Annotated in this window: 22 protein-coding genes and 1 tRNA gene; 2 read left to right on the top strand and 21 right to left on the bottom strand. The window is 43.7% G+C overall.

From position 1 onward, the window contains the following. From Q0G26_RS10990 to Q0G26_RS10965, 6 genes are all read right to left on the bottom strand, one after another. Positions 1 to 1,401 (bottom strand): MobA/MobL family protein (locus Q0G26_RS10990; protein WP_293830613.1); only part of this gene is annotated, 1,401 nt, incomplete at its 3' end. 333 nt (positions 1,402 to 1,734) lie between these two features. Further along, positions 1,735 to 2,199 (bottom strand): DUF3791 domain-containing protein, encoded by a 465-nt coding sequence (locus Q0G26_RS10985; RefSeq protein ID WP_293830612.1) that lies wholly within the window; start codon positions 2,197 to 2,199, stop codon positions 1,735 to 1,737. A 112-nt stretch (positions 2,200 to 2,311) separates the two neighbouring features. Then, entirely contained in the window at positions 2,312 to 2,536 is a 225-nt protein-coding gene (locus Q0G26_RS10980; RefSeq protein WP_293830610.1) for a DUF5348 domain-containing protein, read from the bottom strand. Positions 2,537 to 2,551: 15 nt separating this feature from the next. After that, positions 2,552 to 3,790, bottom strand: coding sequence for a site-specific integrase (locus tag Q0G26_RS10975; RefSeq protein ID WP_293830609.1), 1,239 nt, complete (start codon positions 3,788 to 3,790; stop codon positions 2,552 to 2,554). Further along, positions 3,783 to 3,986, bottom strand: coding sequence for a helix-turn-helix domain-containing protein (locus tag Q0G26_RS10970; RefSeq protein ID WP_293830608.1), 204 nt, complete (start codon positions 3,984 to 3,986; stop codon positions 3,783 to 3,785). The genes Q0G26_RS10975 and Q0G26_RS10970 overlap by 8 nt, the downstream gene beginning before the upstream one ends. 47 nt (positions 3,987 to 4,033) lie before the next feature. Further along, positions 4,034 to 4,780, bottom strand: coding sequence for a hypothetical protein (locus Q0G26_RS10965; RefSeq protein WP_293830607.1), 747 nt, complete (start codon positions 4,778 to 4,780; stop codon positions 4,034 to 4,036). Positions 4,781 to 4,985: 205 nt separating this feature from the next. On the opposite strand from Q0G26_RS10965, the gene Q0G26_RS10960 reads away from it, so the two are divergent. Continuing rightward, positions 4,986 to 5,606: a helix-turn-helix transcriptional regulator gene (locus tag Q0G26_RS10960; RefSeq protein WP_293830606.1), complete on the top strand. Its 621-nt coding sequence runs from the start codon at positions 4,986 to 4,988 to the stop codon at positions 5,604 to 5,606. Positions 5,607 to 5,817: 211 nt separating this feature from the next. Here Q0G26_RS10960 and Q0G26_RS10955 read toward each other — a convergent pair. From Q0G26_RS10955 to Q0G26_RS10935, 5 genes are all read right to left on the bottom strand, one after another. After that, a tRNA-Arg gene (locus Q0G26_RS10955) sits at positions 5,818 to 5,894 on the bottom strand. Between the two features lie 96 nt (positions 5,895 to 5,990). After that, complete coding sequence (locus tag Q0G26_RS10950) at positions 5,991 to 6,599, bottom strand: hypothetical protein (RefSeq protein WP_293830605.1); 609 nt, start codon at positions 6,597 to 6,599, stop codon at positions 5,991 to 5,993. Between the two features lie 87 nt (positions 6,600 to 6,686). After that, complete coding sequence (locus tag Q0G26_RS10945; protein ID WP_293830603.1) at positions 6,687 to 7,025, bottom strand: hypothetical protein; 339 nt, start codon at positions 7,023 to 7,025, stop codon at positions 6,687 to 6,689. A 133-nt stretch (positions 7,026 to 7,158) separates the two neighbouring features. Continuing rightward, entirely contained in the window at positions 7,159 to 9,261 is a 2,103-nt protein-coding gene (locus Q0G26_RS10940) for an RNA degradosome polyphosphate kinase (protein WP_293830601.1), read from the bottom strand. Next, positions 9,261 to 10,811: an HD domain-containing protein gene (locus Q0G26_RS10935; protein ID WP_293830599.1), complete on the bottom strand. Its 1,551-nt coding sequence runs from the start codon at positions 10,809 to 10,811 to the stop codon at positions 9,261 to 9,263. Before Q0G26_RS10935 ends, Q0G26_RS10940 begins: the two co-directional genes overlap by 1 nt. Positions 10,812 to 11,025: 214 nt before the next feature. Between Q0G26_RS10935 and Q0G26_RS10930 the strand changes: the two genes are divergently transcribed. Further along, the gene (locus tag Q0G26_RS10930) at positions 11,026 to 12,558 is read left to right on the top strand and encodes a Ppx/GppA phosphatase family protein (protein WP_293830598.1); all 1,533 of its coding nucleotides are present in this window, start codon (positions 11,026 to 11,028) and stop codon (positions 12,556 to 12,558) included. A 47-nt stretch (positions 12,559 to 12,605) separates the two neighbouring features. Here Q0G26_RS10930 and Q0G26_RS10925 read toward each other — a convergent pair whose 3' ends face one another. The 10 genes from Q0G26_RS10925 to Q0G26_RS10880 all read right to left on the bottom strand — a co-directional run bounded on the left by Q0G26_RS10925 (position 12,606) and on the right by Q0G26_RS10880 (position 19,515). Next, positions 12,606 to 13,010, bottom strand: coding sequence for a type II toxin-antitoxin system RelE/ParE family toxin (locus Q0G26_RS10925; RefSeq protein WP_293830597.1), 405 nt, complete (start codon positions 13,008 to 13,010; stop codon positions 12,606 to 12,608). Beyond that, positions 13,007 to 13,279 carry a type II toxin-antitoxin system prevent-host-death family antitoxin gene (locus Q0G26_RS10920; RefSeq protein ID WP_276865870.1) on the bottom strand — a complete coding sequence of 91 codons (273 nt, stop codon included), beginning with the start codon at positions 13,277 to 13,279 and terminating at the stop codon, positions 13,007 to 13,009. The genes Q0G26_RS10925 and Q0G26_RS10920 overlap by 4 nt, the downstream gene beginning before the upstream one ends. A 113-nt stretch (positions 13,280 to 13,392) precedes the next feature. After that, positions 13,393 to 14,526 carry a M20/M25/M40 family metallo-hydrolase gene (locus Q0G26_RS10915; RefSeq protein ID WP_293830596.1) on the bottom strand — a complete coding sequence of 378 codons (1,134 nt, stop codon included), beginning with the start codon at positions 14,524 to 14,526 and terminating at the stop codon, positions 13,393 to 13,395. 76 nt (positions 14,527 to 14,602) lie between these two features. Next, positions 14,603 to 15,160: a manganese efflux pump MntP family protein gene (locus Q0G26_RS10910; RefSeq protein WP_293830594.1), complete on the bottom strand. Its 558-nt coding sequence runs from the start codon at positions 15,158 to 15,160 to the stop codon at positions 14,603 to 14,605. Between the two features lie 31 nt (positions 15,161 to 15,191). Then, positions 15,192 to 15,674, bottom strand: a complete 483-nt coding sequence (locus Q0G26_RS10905) for a threonine/serine exporter family protein (RefSeq protein WP_293830592.1) — start codon at positions 15,672 to 15,674, stop codon at positions 15,192 to 15,194. Further along, on the bottom strand, positions 15,665 to 16,456 hold the full coding sequence (locus Q0G26_RS10900; protein ID WP_293830590.1) for a threonine/serine exporter family protein: 792 nt from the start codon (positions 16,454 to 16,456) through the stop codon (positions 15,665 to 15,667). Before Q0G26_RS10900 ends, Q0G26_RS10905 begins: the two co-directional genes overlap by 10 nt. Continuing rightward, the gene (locus Q0G26_RS10895) at positions 16,456 to 17,148 is read right to left on the bottom strand and encodes a uracil-DNA glycosylase (RefSeq protein ID WP_293830588.1); all 693 of its coding nucleotides are present in this window, start codon (positions 17,146 to 17,148) and stop codon (positions 16,456 to 16,458) included. Before Q0G26_RS10895 ends, Q0G26_RS10900 begins: the two co-directional genes overlap by 1 nt. Positions 17,149 to 17,296: 148 nt before the next feature. Continuing rightward, complete coding sequence (locus Q0G26_RS10890; RefSeq protein ID WP_293830586.1) at positions 17,297 to 18,736, bottom strand: YadA-like family protein; 1,440 nt, start codon at positions 18,734 to 18,736, stop codon at positions 17,297 to 17,299. Between the two features lie 13 nt (positions 18,737 to 18,749). Further along, the gene (locus Q0G26_RS10885; RefSeq protein WP_293830584.1) at positions 18,750 to 19,043 is read right to left on the bottom strand and encodes a helix-turn-helix transcriptional regulator; all 294 of its coding nucleotides are present in this window, start codon (positions 19,041 to 19,043) and stop codon (positions 18,750 to 18,752) included. Positions 19,044 to 19,266: 223 nt separating this feature from the next. After that, entirely contained in the window at positions 19,267 to 19,515 is a 249-nt protein-coding gene (locus Q0G26_RS10880) for a helix-turn-helix transcriptional regulator (protein ID WP_293723501.1), read from the bottom strand. Positions 19,516 to 19,715: the final 200 nt, after the last annotated feature.

Below are 19,715 nucleotides of genomic sequence, written 5' to 3'. Positions count from 1 at the left end.
CTTTCGTAATTCTTTGTATTCGCTATTTAATTTGAGCAGATTTAATTTTTGATTTTCCATGTCTTTATTTTGTTCAAGCATTTCTTTTATTAATTTTTTATACCATTTATCCCCCGCATCGGAGCTGATGAAGTTGCGTATTTCTGCATCTTGTTTTTCATAATCAGCTTTCAGAATTCTGTAAGCTCGTCCTTTTTCGTTATATTCTGCTCGTATATTACCAGGCATAGATTCTTTGGGACCGTATAAGCTTAAGATTTCTTTTAGTCTAGTTTTAAGACTGATTATTGCTTCACCTTCTTTTTGCAATTTTTCAACTCTGCCGCTGGTCATAATATTAAGTACCTTGCTTGGCATTTGATCAATCGGAGTTATTGTTTTTTCAATTCTTATAATTGCAGATTCGTTATATTTTATTTGATTATTAACTGAACCAAGTAATTTTACAAAATCTTTTCTGATTATTTCGCCGGACATAGTAAGCTCGGCTAATCGTTTTTCACTATATTCCTTTTCTTTACGTTCTAACTCAATTTGCTTTTTGTATTTTAATTTAGCAGCTTTACGTGCTTTTTGAATTTTATCTATAATTACGCCAAAAGCCTTGGCACTCATTTGATAAATTTTGTCCAAGGTATTGTCGATATTTTCTTGATCATAACCATTGTCTTCAATGATTTTTTGGGTTTTATATGCGAGAGCTGGGCCGAGATGCTCCTGGGGTTCGCGATCAAAAAAATCAGCGAGATCATTATCTCCTGCTGCAGCTGCTATATCACGTTGCGCTTTTAAAGTTTTACAGGATACAACTTTGTTTATTCCGCGCGATTTATACTCAGCATTAATCATATCCTCCCAAGATTGACGGATTTTCTTTATGATATCGCGTGCATCGCCAGATGTAAACCGCTCATCTTTTTTGTATCCACCTTTTTCGGGATTTTTGCTATTAAAACGCTTGAAAAATTTAGATGGTGATTTAGCTTTTTCCATTCCATCGTCCACAGTTCGCTCACAAAACATTATATGTGCATGTATCTGTTCTTCGTTATCTTCAAATGTAGCTGGCTTACTATGTATAGCATATGCCCATACTTTATTTTTGCCGATATGTTCGTCAATAAAAGCATTTACCAATTTTTTGTTTTCTGCGTGCGTTAATTCATTCGGCAATGCTATCTCAAATTCTGAGTATGCTCTGCCATTAGTGCGCTCGTACTTATCTGCATACGCAAAAAAATCAGACGCAGACGTAGTCCAGCGCGGAAGATTTGCATCTTTATATACTAGTTCTTCTGCACGCCTCCCACCACTAAAACGCCCCTCGCGTAATATATAATCTGCGTGTTGCTTTGCAGTTCCAGTTTTCCCATTTTTAAGGCTTAAATGATATGTTGCCATTATGATTTCCTCCTGAAAAAACAAAAAATCCTTAAGCAATTCCTGCAGATATAATCTGCAATTGATGAGGGACCAATGGACCTCATCCTCCTTGCTTAAGGATTATGTTTCATTTTATTTTTTTAGCTTTCTTGCACGGGTTTCCACCAAGGCTCTGCCTTGGTACGAGAAACACATAAGTGCGCCTAACGCTACGCGTAGGAAGAGAACGTAAAAATCGTTACTCTTTTATTATATTTTAGCGCATAAATTCTATGGTTACAATAGATTGTTTTTATATTTACGTATAAAAAAGTCCTAGCTTATGAGTGCCAGGACTTAATGTTAAAGCTTTTATTCATTTATACTCCACGTTTTATAGAAATATCTGAAGTAATCTGGTCCAGTTTCCCATAATCCAGTTTCAAAATCATATAGGGCTGCATAAGCATTAGAATTTATAATTTTGTTTCTAGCTTCTTGCAATGTGATCTCTTCTTCATCAGCCATATCCATAATAGCATCAGTCAAAATCAAATCTGCACAAAATCTTTCTTGTTCGCTAATTTTATCATTAACAGTTTCTGGTTTATTACAAATTTTACCTTCAAGCTTAATACCTTTCACTTTTAACATCACCAAAATATCTTTAACAGCACACTCGTCACTATTTAACCTTAACATATCATACGTATCTTCAATATACTTCCATATACCATACGTCTCAAACAATTTATTAGTATCAGCAGACGAAACTTGCAATTTTTCGCAAAACGTTCTAAAGATACGTACTTCAAAAAAGATAAGTTCATTTAACATGATTGCGTTCCTCCTTAATACTAATATTGTAGCTTACACATAAAAAAACAACAATACATTCAACTATGCTATATTGATTTTATTAATACCGCTTCAGGTTAGTTCATCTATTTTATCGTACCGGTACTTTATAGGCAACAATATTTTCCAAAGATAACGCTCGCGTCGCAAGGTAATATTTACCTACGCCATTAGTCCATTGCATTTCTATTGTTGTGGTAATCCACTGCTCATCTAGCAAAACTTCAAACATACTACCACAATGCAATTCTCGTTCATCTCCTTCCCCTTTAATTATATACCTATCAATTTGACGATTATACACTAATTGTTTCATATCAATTTGCCCTCCTTATTCGTCCGTATCAAGCAGTTTGCCCCATGCATCCGCAGCAGTTTTTTCCATTTCCTCTAGCACATGCGCATATATGTTGAGTGTAACTGTTGTACTGCTATGTCCTAATCGTTTACTAACCACACTTATATTTACCCCTGCTTTAAGCAACAGCGTTGCGTGTGTATGTCGCATACAATGTATTGTGAACTTAGGGGATATCCCTGCAGCACCAATCATCTTTAAAAAACATCTTTTTCTAAAATTCGTATATGATACTGGTTTTCCAAAAGTATTAGTAAAAATCAAATTATGCTCATTTATAAATCTATCGCCCAATAGTTCTGCATACTGATTCTGATAATCCTTAAATTCTCGTAACTCGTCTAGAACAGCTTTATCTATACCTATCGTCCTGGTAGAGTGATAAGTTTTGGGATCATCATACATATCAGCATAGTCATTCGTCGTGACCAATTGCTCTTCAACTCTGATATTTCCCGCTGCAAAATCTACGCAGGTCCAACTCAGCCCTCGCAATTCGCCACAACGCATACCTGTAGCAAACGCTAAATTCACAAGATTGAAATAATTTTTCCGCAAATACTGCGTGCCAAAATTATTTTTAATGTATTGGGGATTTCTTATTCCAAAAGTTATATAAGAGCCGTCTTTAGCTATTGCTAAAAATCTTCTCACCTCCTGCTCATTCATAACCACAATCTCTGCTTTCTTTTCTGCTAATCGCTTGGTAGCATTGACTGGATTTTTAGCAAGTAAACCATGTTCAATAGCAGAGTTTAAAGCCGTTTTTAGATAACTTCTGATTCGATTAACCGAATGAGCTGCTAAGCCTTGTTTCTTCACTCCACCTTCAGCATATAACTTTTTAAATACATCCTGTAACTCTTTTGTTGTCAGCGTATTTAGCCTTCTTTTTCCCAATAAAGGTAACAAGTAAGCCAGTCTATCGCGATAATTTTCGTAAGTTTTTTGCTTAAGTACAGGTGGCTTGACGAAAATATCAAGCCACTCTGCAATCCATTTTTCAAGGGTTATATTTTTAGTAATAACCTTAGCTTGCTCAAGACTTTCTTCAAATTTAGCTATATTAGCCCTAAGAGCCTTTTCTGTTTTACCAGTTATGCGTTTTTGCTTTTTCTCGCCATTAGGCAGATCATAGGTTTTGACGAGTGTCCAAAGTCTTTTACCCTCGTCAAAAAATATGCTGCCCTCTCCGCGTATACGCTTAGCCATTATAACTACCTAAATCTGAAGTACATTTGTACATTTTACAAAACTCCTCAACCCAATATCCAGGGATAAGCGTACGATTACCAATATATGTAACCGGTATTTTGCCAGCTTTTATCTGATTATAAATACTGGTAATACAAGTCGTATTTCCTAAAATTTTATGAAATTCTTTTACCGTATAAAAATTTTTATGCATTTTAATCTCCCTCGCATAATATACTTAGAAGTCAAAGGTTAAACTTTTTATTTTATAAAACCTGTACCTTTACATTTTGGACAAGCAGACATATAGCTAATCATCGAACCATCATCTTTGTTTGGATCATCTTCAACAATTTGTTTTCTTCCGCTTCCATGACAATCAGGGCATTGCTTTATTTCGTTATGCTCCATCTCTATGCACTTAACTATCCAACCAGGTATATTGTTGCAACCATTAGGCATATTATCTTTTGCATATTTTATGCCAGCTATTACTTTGTTCAGGCTACAGCTCTCTGCTATTTGACGACCTTTTTTGCTACTTTGATATATGCCATATGATCCCAACAATGCTATTATTTGGTTCATTTCGTTTATAATATCATCTCCTGTTTTTTGCTTAATTATATCTTTAGGTTCTAATAGTTCATGTTTTAATTCTAACATTTTATTTTGTCTATTTTCAATATTATATACATTAACATTATCTATCATATCTGGCTGATAATCATATCTTGTATTAGGTATCCATTTCAGTTTTTCAAAAATCTCTTTGTGCAGTGTGCAGTCGCCATTTTTAAACCATTTCTTAACTGTATCATTATGTATTGGCCAATCGGACACAACATATAGTCCCCTATCAAGCACGATTAGGTATCCTTTAGCAATTAGCAGTTTAAGATCATCGCTACTTGCTCCTAACAATCTTATGATTGCGTAAGCGTCATCTATTATCCCTGCATCGTCAGCTCGCAAAAGCAGCTCGATGTATAAATATTTGCTTGACATTGGCATCTCCTGGTAGTTGTCAGATTTGATAATATCGAGAGATATCATTCTCCGTTTTATCATTTATCGTCACTCCTTAATTTATTTTTTCCGCTGATTTTGATATAATAATAAAGATAATGATACCTGCGGCCTTTGCGCTTATTTAAAATCAGTATCTATATGTATTATATCACTTATTTAAATTCAGCGAAAGGGGTTTATTATGTCTATTTGTGACATTTCTGTGATTAATTTCAAAGCTTTGCGTTATTCACATGACATATCAGCAGCTAATCTAGCAAATATTTTAGAATTAAAGAGTTCTGCTTCCATTACTAACATAGAAAATGGTAAAGCAGCTCCATCCTATGAATTGCTCGAACGCTATGCTGATACGTTTGCTATTTCCGTTGATTGGCTCATGGGACGAAGTAAAACAATATATACTGAAGACAGCTTATTAACAGCTGAAGAAGCAGCTCTTGCTAAGCTGCAAGAAATAGATTCTAGCGGAAAATACTCTCAGTTTGAAAAGCATTATCTTGACTCTGAGCAAAGATGCAAGTTGTTTACTGCCAAAGCTAGGGGTTCCATAGTCTTTTTAATATACAGCGAGTATATCCCCTTAGTAGCATCTTTATTAGAATCGCAACAATACAATGCAACGCCAAAATCATTCATTGACAAGTTGATTAACAATGTAATTTATCGTGATGTATCTAGCTATTATGATAGTAAGCTAACAAAAAAATCTAGAGAAAAGCTAGATCTCTTTGCTAGACTTATGCATAACGACCAATCAGTAAAGCCTTATGACATCGAAGAATACCTCAAACAACAATAATAAGCAACAAAGGAGCTAATGATATAACTTCAAATATCATTAGCTCCTTTTGTTTGTTGTTTTATTTTCTGTTCTATTCTGTTTTGTTATATTACGCCCAAAATCGCTTCTTGTATAGTTTTTGTATACCAGGCACTTTTTCGCACGTTTTGCCACTTTCCCATAAAAACTAAAACCGCCCCCAACCCTAGTCTGGGAGCGGCTCTTCATCTGGTGATCCCGGCCAGAATCGAACTGGCGACCTACCGCTTAGGAGGCGGTTGCTCTATCCTACTGAGCTACGGAACCATAACAACAGCTCAGGCAGAACTCAAGCCATTCCGCCCAAGCTGTACTAAATATTATACCGCAAAAACAAAATACTGGCAATGAGGAAACAGCAAGTTATGCGTCAGCAAGCTTCTCCTCTTTTTCCTTTGCCAAAAACTCCGCCACAGCAGGCAGATTATCAAAAATAAACTGCTGCGCTGCCTGCGGATAAAAGTTAATATAATAAATCTCTCCGGTTGCTTGTCTTACACGCTTTTCGGTAACAATACCCAACGCAGAACCCTTTTCTGTCGGAATTTTATTGCGCCCATCTTCCGGCAACTGCAGATAACCGGTATTTTCCAACCATCTTCCAAGCTCCACCGTGGTAAGATTATGCATTTCTTTATCTGCAAAGGTATCATTAATATATTTTACAAGCTTTGTGATATTGGTAGCTTCAGTCATAGGCTGCAGCCTGCTCAGGTCATCCTGCTCCACAACAAAGCTGCTTTTAACTGTCTTAGGAGTTTTGGGTGCAACCTTAAAGCTCGTGCTCTGCGACACCAGATTCATAATCTTACCGTAAACAGCAATAACCTCTGCGGCATCAGCAAGCGCCTCCTGCACTTGCGCACTCTGCACAACCTCCAGCGAAAGCTCTTCTTCGGCAAAAGGATGTCTGTTTTGGCTCATACGGTGAATAACATTGTAAGCATTGCGTAATTTGTTGATATCAAGCATCTGCATTTCTCCTATTCTTCACACAATTTTTATAAACAAAAAGGCAGACTCTACTACATAAAGAGTCTGCCCTAAAACAAGCAGCAGTTAATGTGCCTCTGCCAGCACCTCAGCGGCGATATCATCTGCCATTCCCGGAGGCATGCTCCATTCCACACGCACGCCGGTTTTACCCCAAAGACGGGTGAGCGCTACCTGAAACGCCTCCATACTAGAAAGCGGCTCCAGCGTTATTGTAGCAAAATCACGAATAGTATCACCCTGCGGCACATCCAAACTCAACGGAGTTGCCAGATACTTTTCTACAGCAGCCTTAGCTTCAGCCACTGCTTCCGGCAAGGTTACTACAGCAGTCTTATCTGCTTCGTTATATTCGACATAGCCATAATGGCAATTATAATTCAAGGTTACAGCATAATTACTCATTTCAATCCCCCTCTGCTCTTGTTACTAATTATAGCAACTTGAGCACATAATAGCAATATAAGGATTTAAGCAAGCAATTAAAATATAAGTCTTTTTTAGCTCGTAATCCTTGATAAATATAAAGCTTACACTATTATCTGCGACTGAATACAGGCTGCAGACGTTTTTCCATCGGCAGCTTATCAGCAGCCACCGCCAGCTGAGCCATCTCGTACAAAGTGCTTTGTGCGCTTACAGGCTCCAGCTTGTTGCGTACACGGCGATAAGTACCGTTGGACTGCATCATATGCGCGCCAACATTATCACGCAGATACAAATCGAGCAGTGCTTTAATGCGATGGATATGCTCCTCGGTTTCTACCGGGAAGAACAGCTCTACGCGGTCATTAAGGTTACGCGGCATCCAGTCGGCACTGGAAAGATACAGCTGCTCATCCCCACCGTTGGCAAACCAGAAGATACGACTGTGCTCCAGCTGACGGCCGACAATACTGCGTACCGTGATATTATCGCTAATGCCTTCGATGCCCGTGCGCAGGCCGCAGATACCGCGCACAATCAGGTCAATATGTACGCCTGCGGCAGAAGCCTCGTACAGCTTCTGGATTACGGGCTGGTCAATCAGCGAGTTCATCTTGGCGATGATATGGCCCTCACGGCCGGCACGCACCATAGCAATTTCATTGTCAATCAGCGCGTAAATCTTCTCGCGCAGTCCCAGCGGCGCCATAACCAGCTTGTTCCAAACCGGCGGTTCGCTGTAGCCGCTGAGCAGATTAAAGAACGCCGAAGCATCGCTGCCGAACTCATCATTCGCCGTCATCAGGCCAAGGTCGGTGTATAATTTTGCGGTGCTGTCGTTGTAGTTGCCTGTGCCCAGATGCAGATAACGCTTAATGCCGTTATCCTCCTTGCGCACAATCAGAATAATTTTGGCATGCGTCTTTAAGCCGACCAAGCCGTAGATAACGTGGCAGCCTGCTTTTTCCAGACGACGCGCCCAGAGGATATTGTTTTCCTCATCGAAACGCGCCTTCAGCTCTACCAGTACCGTTACCTGCTTGCCGTTTTCCGCAGCACGCGCCAGCGCAGCAACGATAGGGCTGTTGCCGCTCACACGGTACAGTGTCTGCTTAATCGCCAGCACCTGCGGGTCATCAGCAGCATCGCTCACCAGCTTAACTACCGGGTCAAAGCTTTCATAGGGATGATGCAGCAAAATATCATTTTCACGGATAGCGACAAACAAATCGCTGTCATCCGGCAGCTCGAGCGGACGCTGCGGCACAAAGGGCTCATACAGCCACGGCCACATGCCTTTCATACCGATAAATTTAAAGAAACATGTCGGGTCCAGAGGTCCGTTGATTTCATAGACCTCCATCTCTGTAACATCCAGATTTTCCTCCAGGAATCTTTTAATACGATTGTTATTCGTTTTGAAGATTTCTAAACGTACAGCAGCGCCGCGCTTACGCTTACGCAGCGATTCCTCAACCTCCTTCATCAGGTCAACGCTGTCATCCTCCTCCAGATCAAGGTCACTGTCACGCGTTACTCTGAAGGAGACCATATCCAGAATATGGCAGCCCTTGAACAGATCGTGGCAATGGCTGGCGATAATATCCTCCAAAAATACGAAGGTACGCTTGCCCTCAGGCTCAACCTCCACAATGCGGTCCAGCACGCTCGGCACCTGAATCAGGCCCATGCTGTGCTCGCCGTCGGCCTTAATCAGCTCAACAGCAAGGTTCAGAGTTTTATTGGCCAAAAACGGGAAGGGACGCGAAGCATCTACCGCCATCGGCGTCAGTACCGGGAAAACAACCTCACGGTAATATTCCTCCAGCCAATCCTTGCCCAGCTCGCTCAAATCCTTGACGCGGCGGAAATGCAGCTTCACCGCATCCATTTCTGCCAGCAGCGCAATCAGCGATTTTGTCTGAGTGCGCACCTGCTCATGCGCTGCCTGCGAAATAGCCACCAGCTGCTCATGCACCGACATGCCGGAGGCATCGCGCTTTTCTACGCCGCTGTCAAAATTGCTCCACAGTCCGGCTACACGCACCATAAAAAACTCATCTAAGTTAGAAGCCGAAATGGCGACAAACTTCAAACGCTCCAGCAGTGGCGTTTCCTTAACCATTGCTTCCTTCAGCACACGCAGATTAAATTTCAGCCAGCTCAGCTCGCGGTTATAAAAATACTCAGGCTTTGTCAAATCTAATTTTCCCATCACTTATTCACCCGTTCCAAAATAGGTTCAATACCAAAAACTTCCTCAAAGAAAGTTGATTTATCATCAAACGTCCAGATTTCCAATGTCAAATCCTCTTTACTTGCTGCCAGAACCTTCAGCTTATTATCCTTCAGCGTTACACTGCAACTGTGAATTTTTTGCATATAGCTGCGGTCCAGAGCATCAGCCAGACGCACAATAGCAGCCAGCTTAGCCACAACCGGCACCAACTCCTTTTCCACATGCGGAGCAAGCGTATTGGTCTTGTCAAACAGTCTGTTGGCATGATAATACGATGCCAGCGCTACGATTTTCTTATCCTTCTCGCTCAGGCCGATAATATCCGTAGACATAATCAGCTGATATGTATAGATAGAGTGACTGCGCATACAGATGTATTTGCCTATATCATGCAAAATGCAGGTTGCACGCAACAGCAGGCGCTCATGCTCACCCATGCCGTAAGCCTTGGCAATCTTATCGAAAATAATCAGCGACAGGCGCTCCACCTGCTGGGCATGCTTCTTGTCATACAGATAACGGCTGCCGATGGTATGGAAAAGGCTGATAAGCTCCTGCTCCAGCTCCTTGCGCATTACAGGATTCGTTTTATTGCCGATATGCAGCAGCTGGATGCCGTCGATAAAGCGGTCTGCCGTAATAATAATTTCCTTGGCGGGAATCAGATGCAGCAGCTGTTCATAAAGCAGCACCGTAGGCAGTACAAGCTCCGCAACATTTTCCGGCAGCTTATATACCTGAATCAGCTGCGGCAGGCTCATCTGGCGCATGCTGTCGAAAAAGGCATGGAAATCCGCTGCCTTGATGCGATGCACCATCTGCTTCTCATCCAATCCCAGCATACGCAGCAGCAGCTCTGTCTCTGTGCCGGACAGCACCAGATAACGCACCTTGCTGTCACCCAGCTCGTTTCTTACCGGGCCGATTGTGCTGCTGAGAAATTCCGTCAGCGCCTTGTTAAAATGCATGCTTTCACGGCGATTGCGCTCAAAGCTTTCCTTGATACGGATTATACCGATGTGGAAATTGCCCTGATAACAGATTTTTTCATCACGCACCAACGTTACACCCAAGCCGCCGGAGGAAATATCCATCATCAGCATGCCTTCACGCTCGGTAGAAATTTTTTCTGCCTTCAGCGTATTACGGATAGCCACAAATTTGGTGTAAATTTCTCTGGGCATATCAACAACATCGACAACAAGGCCGGTCTTGTTGTAAATCTGGTCCAGCAAAAAGACCTGGTTGCTGGCCTCACGCACAGCAGTTGTCGCCTGCATAACATATTCCTCTACACCATATTCCTTCATCAGTCGCTTGAAGCCGATGAGGATTTCGCAGATTTCCGAAACCAGCGGAAAAGGAATTATTTTATTTTTAAAAGTTGCTTCACCCAGGCGGATGCGTCGGTTGCAGCACTCAATAACCTTATACCTTTCGGTATTGTGATATTCGGTAATCTGCATACTGAGCATCTCCGAGCCTAGATGAATAGCAGCAAAGGTTGTGTAATTTTTACGCTTCATTAACTAAGCCTCCAAAACAGTGTGTTATTGTTATAATTCGGGTTTCTTAACAAAAATCCTGCGAAAAAATCAAAATTATACAGTAATTTAACAAATTAACACGAATTTTACTTTTTCACGCAGGATTTTTTCAGGTTATGGGTAATATAATAAATATATCGTTAAAATAGAATAATCGGAGTTTATAGGAACACCCCACAAGGAGAAAAGGAAAATGCAACGAATCGCAATTATTGACATCGGCTCTAACTCGGCCCGGCTTGTTATCAGTCATATTTATAAGAATGGTGCTTATAATATGGTCTATAACCAAAAAGAAGCCTTGCGCCTCAGTCAGAAGGTCGACGAAAAAAACATGCTTACAGAAGTAGCCTTCAGCAGCACCATCGAAACTATGAAAAGCTTTGCCTATATGTGCAAAATTTATCAGGCTGACAAAACCATTGCCGTTGCTACCGCAGCCATCCGTAACGCTGCCAACGGTGCCGAGCTTGTCGCACGCGTTGCTGAAGAAACAGGCATCCAGCTGCACATCATCTCCGGCAATACCGAAGCCTACATCAGCTACCTTGGCGTTATCAACACCCTCAACGTCAAGGACGGCATCATCTTCGACTTGGGTGGTGGCAGTACCGAGCTGATTCTGTTCAAGAACCGTAAAATTTTAGATAGCGTGTCCCTGCCCATCGGTGCAGTCAATACCACCTCAATGTTCAATACCCGTAACGTCATGCCCGCCAATGTCTTCAGCGATGTCAGCTTTTTTATCATGAGCCGTTTGGAAAAGTACCCCTGGCTCAAACAGAACGGCCTGCCTCTCATCGGTGTCGGCGGTACTGCGCGTACGGTAGCTAAAATCATCCAGCGTGAAAAGAAATATCCGGCAACCAAAATCCACAATTACTCCTATACCACGCAAACATATTGCAGCTTCTTCAACAGACTGCGCAATACAAATCTGGAGCAGCGCAAAAAGATTTCCGGCCTCAGCAGCGAGCGCAGTGATATCATTTTGGCCGGCAGCAGCATTATCAGCTGCCTTTTGGAGGCAACAGGTGCCAAAAAGCTCATCACCTCCGGCTGCGGCCTGCGCGAAGGCCTGTTCTTCGATTATTATTCCAAAGAAAACCACGTGCCTATCATAGCGAAAGATATTCTCACTATGAGCAGGGAAAACGTTTTAAACCTATATGAACCCGACCAACAGCATTCCAGGCACATCACCCATTTGGCCTTATCTATGTTTGACGGTTGGAGAGAGCTGCACGGCATACGCAAAAATTACCGCCGCCTGCTGGAAACCGCTGCACTTCTGCATGATATCGGCATCACCATCAACTTCTACAGCCACGCACGTCACAGTGCCTATATGATTTTAAATGCCAAGCTCTTCGGTCTGACGCATAAGGAGCAGGTTATCACTGCAGCCATCGCCGGCTGGCACAACGGTGTTTCCAAAAACTATTTTAAGGACCGTTTCTACAAGGAAATGCTTAGCGATGCCAATTGGAAAACCATCAATAAGCTGGCACTGCTGCTGGCCTTAGCCGAAAGCCTTGATTACACGGAAACCTCCCAGATTCACGTTATTGAACCCGGTATCAACAAAAAGAATGCTACCTTAAAGCTCTATGCTCAAGGTATTCCCAGTATTGAAATGCATCAGATTCAGGAGCATCTGTCATGGTTCAAAAAAACCTTCGGCGTAGAGCTGAAGGTGCAGCTGGCAACAGCAGAAGAAGAATAAAGCAAAGCAGCCTCAGTATACGCTTGCGTATGCCAAGGCTGCTGTTTTTATTTTGCTCCATATTTTTCTGTTTCTTCCTGAATGTAATGTGTCGTAAAAACAGGCATAAATCCGCCGCCTTCTTTTTTGACATACTCGCGCAAAATATTTTGCCAAGCACGCTTAGCATACAGAAAACTAATGACATAAACAGCACTTTCATCTTCGCGCACGACATAAAACAGCAGATAATTTTTCACGGGCACGAAGCGGATTCCCCACGCACGCAAAAATGCGTCGTTACATAAGGGATAACGAGTCGGAAAAGAAGCAAGGCTATCTCCTTCGCCGAAAAAATTCTCTACTATACGATCTGACGCAGAGATATTACACAACTTGAGCTTTATATAACTAGCGACAGCATCTAAATCCGCCAATGCTTTTTGCGTATAAATTATCTTGTACGTCATCATATATTTGCTCCAGGATATTTCTTTCTGAACATCTCTTTAGCATCTTCTGCAGAAACTACTCTCCCCGCCTCAATATCATCTAAACCTTGTTTCAACGCACCATACAGCTCAAAGCGCGCAGTCAGCTCCTCGTAGGCTTCAATGCTCATGACAGCCAAATCTCCCTTGCCGTTTTTGGTAATAAAAACCGGCTCCTTATACTGATGACAAAAATTAGAAATCTCGTTATAGTTGTTGCGCAAATCTGCGCTTGAAGTAATTTTCGGCATAATAGCACCTCCTTTATATAACTAAATTATACCCTAATTCGGCTATCTGGTCAAATTTCAAAAAAAGACCTGCACGTTTTTGCACATGCAGGTCTTTCACTATTTATAGCTTTTTATTTTACCGCAGCCTTCAAAATACCGTGTACCATCAACGCGGTATTATACAAATCCTCTTCCTTAATGTATTCGTCAACAGTATGCACATTAGCCATACCTGTGCCCAAAATTACGCTGGGCAGTCCGTAAGCATTCAGGAAGTTGGCATCACTGCCGCCGCCGGTAACCGTAATATCCGGAGTAAAGCCATGCATTTCACAGGCAGCCTTCGCCAGCGTTACAACATCACTATCCTCGGCAACAGCAAAGGAATCATACTTGTTATCCACAAAAACCTCTGCCTTAGCACCGTATTTTTCAGCGCTGGTTGCAATAGTTTCTACGATTTCCTTGCAGATAGCCTCCAGCTTTTCCTTGTTACGGCTGCGAGCATCGCCCTCAATGGTTACCAGATCAGGCACAATATTGGTTGCCTTACCGCCGCCGATAATGCCGATATTGCAGGTAGTTTCCTCATCAATACGGCCGTAGCGTTTAACATCGGCAAGAGCCTTAGCAGCAATCATAATGGAGTTGATGCCCTTTTCCGGCTCCAGTCCGCCATGCGCGGTTCTGCCGATAATATCGATTTTGTACTTCTTCTGTCCGGGAGCACCGACAACAATCTCGCCCGGAGCGCCTTCACCGTCCAGTGCATAGCCAACGTCGGCACGCAGCTTGGAGCGGTCCAAGCAACGGGAGCCGTTAACGCCGCCCTCCTCGCAAACTGTAAAGAGTATCTGGATATCGCCATGCGGAGTGCCTTCCTCCAGCAGCAGACGGATACCCTCTAAAATACCCTCAACGCCGGATTTGTCATCACCGCCGAGAATAGTGGTGCCGTCGCTGTATAAAACGCCGTCCTTTTGGATAACGGTAGTGCCGCCGCAGGGCTCAACACCATCCATATGTGCAGAAAGCAGTACACGTACAGCACCTTCAACTCCTGCGCTGGCAGGCAAAAATGCCCACAGATTACCGCAGTTGCCGCCCAGCTTTTCACCGGCGTCATCCTCTTCCACCGTAAAGCCGAGAGCCTCCAATTTGCCTTTGAGCAGTTCGAATACCGGACGCTCCTGCAGGCTGTGACAAGGCAGAGCAACAATTTCCTTAAATTCTGCGAGCATACGCTCCTTATTTACTTGCGTCATATTTATCTTCCTTTCTATGATATAAATTAAGCTCAGCGTGCCTAAAGGGGTAGAAAATCCGCTAAACTTTTATTCCTTAAATTATTCCTGTATGTTCCAGCAAAATTTTGACACCGATAAAAATCAGCACCAAGCCGCCGGCCACATCAGCTCGCTTGCCGGCCATAGCGCCCAGCTTAAAGCCTGCCAGACCGCCAAAGGCTGCAATAGCAAAGGTCACCACGCCAATCAGTATGGAAGCGGCCCAGATATCTGTATTCAAAAAGGCCAGACTGATACCTACTGCCAAAGCGTCAATACTGGTGGCAATCGCCAGCACCGCCATCTCCTTCACGCTATAATCTTTTTTGACATGGCAGGCCTCATTTGCTTCCCGAATCATGTTGATTCCCAGATAAAGCAATAAGAAAAAGGCAAGCCAATGGTCATATTCCGTAATATAATCACGGAAGGACACAGCTCCGAAATAGCCTATCACCGGCATCAAAAACTGAAATGCTCCGAACCAGCTGCCGAAGCGCAATGCTCCGCGCAGTCTGTTATCCGGTGTCAGCACCATGCTGCCGCAAATGGAAACGGCAAAGGCATCCATTGCCAGGCCAACCGCAAGCAGCAACAGCTCTGCTAAACTCATATTTTCATTCCCTCACTCACTGTAAACAAATCTATTCTTTATTTTCCTTATGCAGCAGCTGCAGCAAGCGTTCATGATCCTTGCTTATCTTAATTACACGGAACACGCTAGTCATAAGCATCATTCCCAAGGCAATAGCACTGGCATCCATGCCGGTGGTTATAAGGATGTTCATACCCGTGTCGTAATCATTTTCTATAATCGCTGCCATACCGCGATACATGCCAAGTCCCGGCACAATCGGGATAATACCGGGAATAACAAAAATTGTTACCGGCTGCTTAAACATGCGCGCCGCCAGTTCGCTCAAAAGTGAAAGCGCAACCGTGGCAAAAAACATGGCATAAAAAGAATCATACGCTAAATCCTTGCGGATGTAGCAATAAACTACCCAGCCTACAGCACCGATAAAGCCGCTGATAGGCAGACTTTTACGCGGTGCCTGAAACAGAATACCGAAGGCAGCAGTAGCAATAAATGCAAAGCCAAAGGCTGTAAAATAATTTATGCCCACAGCTTCCACCCCCAGTGATACCATACAAGCAGGCTAAATGCCAAGCCAATCGCAATGGATGTAGCAAAAAGCATCGCCTCGGCGATACGCGAATTGCCGGAAATCAAATCGCCGGCCATATAATCGCGCAGTCCATTGGTAAAGGCTACACCCGGCAGGAACGGCATCAGCGCACCTACGATGATGTTGGTACGTGTACATTCGCCATCCATTTCACAGCAAAAAATAGCCAGCGCACCGATTGCCGCACCGGAAAGGGCATTCTCCCAAAAGGCGCTGGGGCGATAACCGCCCAACTGCTTTAAGAGCACCATGGATAATCCGCCGGTAATAAAGGCCGCGATAAAGTCATGGCTGTTGCCGCCCAGCATCGCCGCAAAGGCCGCCGAGCTGATTGCCGAAGCCATGCAGACACGCCATTTGCCATAGGGCGGAGCCTTATGACGCAGCTCCTCCAGATACGCCAGAGTTTCTTTGTAATTCAGCGGCCAGCGTTTCAGGTTGTAGGAAAAATCGTTCACCGCGCTGATAACGCTTAAATTGGTGCTGCGATAACGGATACGGCTGATAATCGTAGCACCCTCGCTTTCCTCATCGCCTAAAATAATAACCGTCGGCGTAACAAAAACATGAATATCATGATAGCCGTGCGTATGACAAAAGCGGGAAATAGTGTCCTCTACTCTGGAGGTTTCCGCACCGTTCTTCAAAAGCGCCTTGCCCATGCCAAGAGCAATATGCAGTGTCTGCTCACGGCTTAAAGGAGCAGCTTCCAATTCCATTACATCTCACCGCCTAACAGCTGCGCTACTGCCGCTCTAAAGCGGTTGGCACCGCCCATAGACGGATGTGGCACAGCCATACATTCAACGCCGTAGCGTGACAGCGTTGTCGCCGCCTTCTGACCGATAGCAACAATCTTCATCCCCGGACGCAGCTCCAGCAGCATCCGCGCGTACTCAATGCCTACATCAAGCTCGCTCGGTGAGGGCGTACGGTTAGTCAGCAGATTGCCTGCTTTATACGGATGAAACGGAAAAATATTCCAAAGAATAACATCAAAGGACGCAAGGCCATGACTGTTTAGCGCGTTCCAGACAACAGTATCCGTGGGCTCATTAAAGCCCTTCAGGCGTTGCGTATTATTCAGCATTGCACTGCTTTCATCACTCGTGCGGCGGTAATCCCATTCGCCCAGCACGCTTTTCGGCTCTACATCAGGATGATGTCCCAGCAGAATACGCTCCGAAGTAATAGCGATACCGCTGAAATGGCCTCCCTGATAGCCTAAGGCTTCGGCAATAAACAAATAATGTGCATCTGCGCGCAGCTCCAAATAACGGCGCAGATTGGCACTGCGGATAACGGGAGCCTGCGGACCTATATCACAGCTTGTATCAAAATCACGCCAAGGGTTAAAAACCTGCTCGCTGTGATAGCTTTGTAATTTATCAAGAAAAGTATCAATCTCCATAATTCCCTCCGAGATATATTATAACTCATACAGGCAGGCAGGAGCAACTACAAGAAAAAGGCAGTGCGCCTAGCTGCACGTAAAAAAAAGACCTGCAGCCTTACTTTCGTAAAGCCGCAGATCTTTAGTCTTTAATTTTTACTCAACATTAAGCGTTCTGCTTAGCCGCCAGCTTCTCCACCATAGCCTCAAGTCTTGCAATCTTTTCATTTTGCTCCGCCAAAGTCTCGTTCAGCGCAGCAATCTGCTCATTCTGAGCCACTACGGTCTTCACCAAAGCTGCCTTCGTGGTCGGCGTTTTGCTCGGACGGTCGAGCGCAAAGCTTACGCCTGCGTTCACCATGTTCTCGCCGTTGCCCATGTTGCCAGCGATGCTGAACATCACCTGCTCGCTCGGACGATAGAACGCGCCGATAGCCGCAGCACTTGCGCCGTGATAGCTGCCCACGCCTGCTGCGAAGGTGAGCTTGTTGTCAGAGTCGAACTCCATCGGATGCAAAGCTGCCAAAGCTGCCGCACCAGCGCCAACCTTGTTCACCTTCGTGTCCAGCTTGCTCACTGCGCCGCCAAGGGTGTCCACTCTGCCGCCCAGCTCGTCTACGCGACCGTTGACTTTTTCAATATCCTTCGCGTTTTGCTTCGTTTTGTCATTGACCTCTACTATAGCATCAGACAGCTTGTTAGAAGTCAAGCCAGCAGCAGTCAACTTACCAGTATCGCCAACCTTATCAAACACAGTACCACCGTTTACAAGGTCTTTATTGCCAGCTTCTATCTTGCCAGTACCAAGCTTTTCTGCCCATTGAGAGTCAGGGGCAGTTGTTATAATATTACCGCCATTTGTATTAGCCTTATCGTCTGTAGCAGAGCCGCCGCCCACTAAAGCAGAAGCATCAACCTTGATTGTCGGCCCATTAGCGCCTGCATTAGTTTTAAGAGTAACTTGACCGTTTCCGTCAGTACCCAAGGTAATGGTGTAATCACCAGCTTGTATAATTTGACCATAGGTCGCAGCGTCGGTATTTTTAGTGCCATCAGCAACATTGACGATTTTTCTTGTTAATAATCTACTTTCATATATATAATCACGAGTTGCAGGATCAAAACCCACAATTTCCTGATAAATACCACCCACAGAAATAGTATTTGCTTCATCAGCTGTGGAGTTAAAACCTAAAGCAACAGCACCATTAGCACTGGCTTTAGCACTAACTCCAAGTGCAATAGAATATTCACCAGTTGCTTCAGCGCCATGACCCATTGCTGTACCATCATTCTTTGCTACAGAACCTGCGCCAACGGCAGTCGAATAAATCCCTTCAGCGCTAGCAGAGTCACCAATTGCAACATTGCTATCACCTTTTGCTTTAGCCATAAAACCCAACACAACATTCCACCTTGGAGCTACAACTCCATCCATACCAGTTACAGATGAAGACTCACCACCAATAATATTAGAATAACCAACAACAGTCACATTTTCCGCAAACGCCTCCTGCGCCCCCACGAAGCTCATACCAAACACCGCCATAACAGCCAAAGCAATGCGCGCTTTTTTCGCTGCACTCATAAAAACAGTTTTTTTCATACGTACACTCCTCCTAGCCTTTAAGCTTGGCTACAATTTTAAACAAATCCTCGACGCTATAACCTTTATTTGAGGATTTATCAGCTGATTTTTCTATATCTACAAAAAAATCATTCATACTACAGGCCAATATTTCTCGCAGAATTATCAAATGGTCAATGGTAACTGCGCAGCGTCCCGACTCGATATTCGACATATTCGCTTGACTGATTTTCAGCTGTTCTGCCAGCTGCTTTTGCCGTAAGCCTTTAGCCAGACGCATCATTTTAATGCGATTACCAACCAGCCTCGCCTTTTCGCTAATCATCACATCCCCCATTCCACCAACACTCAGCCTCAACAGCACTCAAAGCTTAATTTTTAATAAAACATTGTAAATTTTGGGGCCTGCCGTCCTTAGTAGAAAATTATAGCATAAATGTACCCCCCTGCAAGACTTTGCAGGAGGGTTTTTAAATTTTTTCATGTACTTGATTCTATTTAACTATTTCTATCCTTTTCTACAAGCAACGGCAGCAACCCGCGGCAGTCTACTCTCTGACCTTCATGTCCTTTTGCAGCTCTTCCCAAAAGCTTTGCATATCCTCGTCAAGCGCCCGAACTATCCTGCTCAGCTGATAAACAGAAATATCAACCTCGCCCTTTTCCAGCGTGCGCAACGTCCTCTGGGGAATGTCCGCCCTTGCTGCCAAAGCATACTGCCTGATATGCTTATCCCGACGAGTCGATACAATGTACTCGCCGATAAGCTGTGCCATCAACGTTCTTTCTTCATCCATGCTAACGCCTCCTGCAAGCTTGCTGCATATAGCGTATTACAAAAATGAGCGTCCTCGTCCGGAGCGGCAGAATCCTGCCTTTATTTTAAAATTCCTAATTTTCTGTGCTATAATAACCCCATCAAGCTTGATGTAGTACAGTACAGAATTCTGTCATACGCGGCATTGCGACCGCCACGGAAAGGAACTGGAAAAAATAA

It is taken from the genome of uncultured Phascolarctobacterium sp. (genome assembly GCF_934190775.1).
Classification (GTDB): domain Bacteria; phylum Bacillota; class Negativicutes; order Acidaminococcales; family Acidaminococcaceae; genus Phascolarctobacterium_A.
The sequence above is the reverse complement of the archived record's forward strand: the minus strand, read 5'-3'. Positions and strand labels throughout refer to the sequence as shown.

Coding starts and splice junctions, on each gene's coding strand:
- Q0G26_RS10985 (WP_293830612.1), bottom strand. CDS start 2,199: ATGTTAAATGAACTTATCTTTTTTGAAGTACGTATCTTTAGAACGTTT.
- Q0G26_RS10980 (WP_293830610.1), bottom strand. CDS start 2,536: ATGAAACAATTAGTGTATAATCGTCAAATTGATAGGTATATAATTAAA.
- Q0G26_RS10975 (WP_293830609.1), bottom strand. CDS start 3,790: ATGGCTAAGCGTATACGCGGAGAGGGCAGCATATTTTTTGACGAGGGT.
- Q0G26_RS10970 (WP_293830608.1), bottom strand. CDS start 3,986: ATGCATAAAAATTTTTATACGGTAAAAGAATTTCATAAAATTTTAGGA.
- Q0G26_RS10965 (WP_293830607.1), bottom strand. CDS start 4,780: ATGTCAAGCAAATATTTATACATCGAGCTGCTTTTGCGAGCTGACGAT.
- Q0G26_RS10960 (WP_293830606.1), top strand. CDS start 4,986: ATGTCTATTTGTGACATTTCTGTGATTAATTTCAAAGCTTTGCGTTAT.
- Q0G26_RS10950 (WP_293830605.1), bottom strand. CDS start 6,599: ATGCTTGATATCAACAAATTACGCAATGCTTACAATGTTATTCACCGT.
- Q0G26_RS10945 (WP_293830603.1), bottom strand. CDS start 7,025: ATGAGTAATTATGCTGTAACCTTGAATTATAATTGCCATTATGGCTAT.
- Q0G26_RS10940 (WP_293830601.1), bottom strand. CDS start 9,261: ATGGGAAAATTAGATTTGACAAAGCCTGAGTATTTTTATAACCGCGAG.
- Q0G26_RS10935 (WP_293830599.1), bottom strand. CDS start 10,811: ATGAAGCGTAAAAATTACACAACCTTTGCTGCTATTCATCTAGGCTCG.
- Q0G26_RS10930 (WP_293830598.1), top strand. CDS start 11,026: ATGCAACGAATCGCAATTATTGACATCGGCTCTAACTCGGCCCGGCTT.
- Q0G26_RS10925 (WP_293830597.1), bottom strand. CDS start 13,010: ATGATGACGTACAAGATAATTTATACGCAAAAAGCATTGGCGGATTTA.
- Q0G26_RS10920 (WP_276865870.1), bottom strand. CDS start 13,279: ATGCCGAAAATTACTTCAAGCGCAGATTTGCGCAACAACTATAACGAG.
- Q0G26_RS10915 (WP_293830596.1), bottom strand. CDS start 14,526: ATGACGCAAGTAAATAAGGAGCGTATGCTCGCAGAATTTAAGGAAATT.
- Q0G26_RS10910 (WP_293830594.1), bottom strand. CDS start 15,160: ATGAGTTTAGCAGAGCTGTTGCTGCTTGCGGTTGGCCTGGCAATGGAT.
- Q0G26_RS10900 (WP_293830590.1), bottom strand. CDS start 16,456: ATGGAATTGGAAGCTGCTCCTTTAAGCCGTGAGCAGACACTGCATATT.
- Q0G26_RS10895 (WP_293830588.1), bottom strand. CDS start 17,148: ATGGAGATTGATACTTTTCTTGATAAATTACAAAGCTATCACAGCGAG.
- Q0G26_RS10890 (WP_293830586.1), bottom strand. CDS start 18,736: ATGAAAAAAACTGTTTTTATGAGTGCAGCGAAAAAAGCGCGCATTGCT.
- Q0G26_RS10885 (WP_293830584.1), bottom strand. CDS start 19,043: ATGATTAGCGAAAAGGCGAGGCTGGTTGGTAATCGCATTAAAATGATG.
- Q0G26_RS10880 (WP_293723501.1), bottom strand. CDS start 19,515: ATGGATGAAGAAAGAACGTTGATGGCACAGCTTATCGGCGAGTACATT.